Genomic DNA, 2130 nt, shown 5'->3' on the forward strand with positions numbered 1-2130 from the left:
CCGCCTGAAGGCGGCTGGAAAAAAAGAAAATTTTGAAAAACAAGACAAATCTGGTTTCAACACACAGCCGCCTGAAGGCGGCTGGGTATCAAAGAAGACTATAGACTGCTGTATGATAAAAGTTTCAACACACAGCCGCCTGAAGGCGGCTGGTCATTGCCGTGCAACATCTGACGCTCAACAATTCGGTTTCAACACACAGCCGCCTGAAGGCGGCTGGACTACCATATGGGAATTATCATTAAGAGAAAAAGTTTCAACACACAGCCGCCTGAAGGCGGCTGGAACAATTTAAATTAAGTGCGTGTTTAATTCCCAAATGTTTCAACACACAGCCGCCTGAAGGCGGCTGGTTTTTGCAAATCATCAGATTTAACGTCAACAAAAGTTTCAACACACAGCCGCCTGAAGGCGGCTGGGGCCCCTCTTAAAAGCCTTGCTCCGTCAAGTTTCGCAGCCCCGATTTCGCTAAGCTCCCAAGAAAAGCGTGAACGCGAGTATAACACAGCCTTTTCCGTTACACCCGCATTCGCAATATCCTGATTGTTAAAAAACAATCCCAATTCGCCAACCCTGCCGCATTTTCATGAGAACCGTAGGTTGGCGATTTACACAATCAACGTATCCTTAAACACATCCACCGCTGGTTTCGCGCCGTGGTGTTCCACTTTGCGCCGCCATTTGCTGCCCAGATGGTAAAAGCGCAGGCTGTCGGTTTCAGGGTTGTAGGTTTTCAAAAGTTTGTCTTTTAAAACAACCCATTGGTCGGGCGCGATGTCGCATTCGAACACTGAATACTGCACGCGCACGCCGTAGTCCAGACACAATTTCGCCACGCGTCGCAGCCTTGCCTGTCCTTCCGCGTCCTCCAGCGAAATATCGTAAGTAATCAGCATCAGCATTTTGTATTCCCATGTGCAGGCTGCTTTAGAGGTCGTCTGAAAGCAGCCAACCCGTTTTCAGGCAGCCTGCAAACCTATCTCATCAAAAACGGCGGATATTCCGCCAAATCCCCGCGCAAATGGCGCGCCAACAGCATTGCCTGAATATACGGCAGCAAACCGATTTCCACTTCTTCACCCAAAAATGGATGCACAATTTTCTCCTGCTTTTTCGCCTGCAAAGCTTGAAACAACAGCTTACGCGCATCGGCTTTTAAGCTCACCGCGCCGCTTGCCTCGGTAACAAAATCCTGCGGTTTGATTTGCCCTCGGTTAATCAGCGACAACACCAACCTGTCCGCCCACCACGCGCGGAATTCTTCCAAAATATCCTGCGCCAAACTGTCGCGCCCCGGTCGGTCGGCGTGTAGAAAGCCCACCTGCGGGTCCAGCCCCACGCCTTGCAGCGCGCCGCTGATGTCCTTGCCCAGAATGCTGTACACAAACGACAACAGCGCATTCACCCCGTCTCTGGGCGGACGACGGTTGCGCCCGTCAAAAGTAAAACCGCTTTTTTCGCTCAAAAGTTGCCCGAACACGCCGAAATAACGCGCCGCCGCATCTCCCTCAATGCCGCGCACCACGTCCAGCTCCGCCGCGCCCTTCAATTGCCGCAGCGAAATATTCAAAGCATTGACCGCACTTTGAATCGCCGCATTCTCGCCATAATTGCGAATCTGCCGTTGAAGCACCCGCTTACTCGCCTGAATCTTCGCCGCAATGATATTGCGCGCAATCGGCACGGGATTTTGCTCCGACACCCGATACTGCGCCCGACGCAGCAGCACATTGCCGCTTTGCCGCCCCTGAAACCGCCCTAAGAAACGTCCGTTCTCGGTAAAAAACACCAAATTTACATTATTTTCACCGCAAAACCCCAGCAAAAACGGCGACACCAGCACATTCCCAAAACAGAAAATATGCCCGATGGAATGCACCGGCAACTGCGCCACCTTCTTACGCTCCTGCTCCACCACCAGCGTCTCCCGCTCCTTATGCAGATAGCTGCCTTGGGTGGTGATGTAGAGCGTGTTTTGCAGTTTGCGCATGGGGAACTCCTTGGGGTTTGGCCGTACTTTTGGGGAATTTAACAGAGCTGGGCTACCTGAAAAATGGTAGGTTGGATTCTTAAATTCAACATCGCCAGTCTGCAACAATCATGTTAAATTACATCATCTCAGTACTGAGT

At 51.5% G+C, this 2130-nt stretch carries 2 protein-coding genes and 1 CRISPR repeat array; both genes read right to left on the reverse strand.

Annotation, left to right across the window (positions count from 1 at the left end; all coding sequences use genetic code 11):
* Positions 1-53 precede the first annotated feature (53 nt).
* Positions 54-419: a CRISPR direct-repeat array (repeat unit 32 nt; unit sequence GTTTCAACACACAGCCGCCTGAAGGCGGCTGG).
* A 189-nt stretch (positions 420-608) separates the two neighbouring features.
* Entirely contained in the window at positions 609-902 is a 294-nt protein-coding gene (cas2, locus tag ACTHUT_RS18590) for a CRISPR-associated endonuclease Cas2 (RefSeq protein ID WP_003685729.1), read from the reverse strand.
* A 74-nt stretch (positions 903-976) separates the two neighbouring features.
* The gene (cas1c, locus tag ACTHUT_RS18595; RefSeq protein WP_250600211.1) at positions 977-1990 is read right to left on the reverse strand and encodes a type I-C CRISPR-associated endonuclease Cas1c; all 1014 of its coding nucleotides are present in this window, start codon (positions 1988-1990) and stop codon (positions 977-979) included.
* Positions 1991-2130 lie beyond the last annotated feature (140 nt).

The organism is Neisseria sp. P0022.S010, from assembly GCF_051956635.1.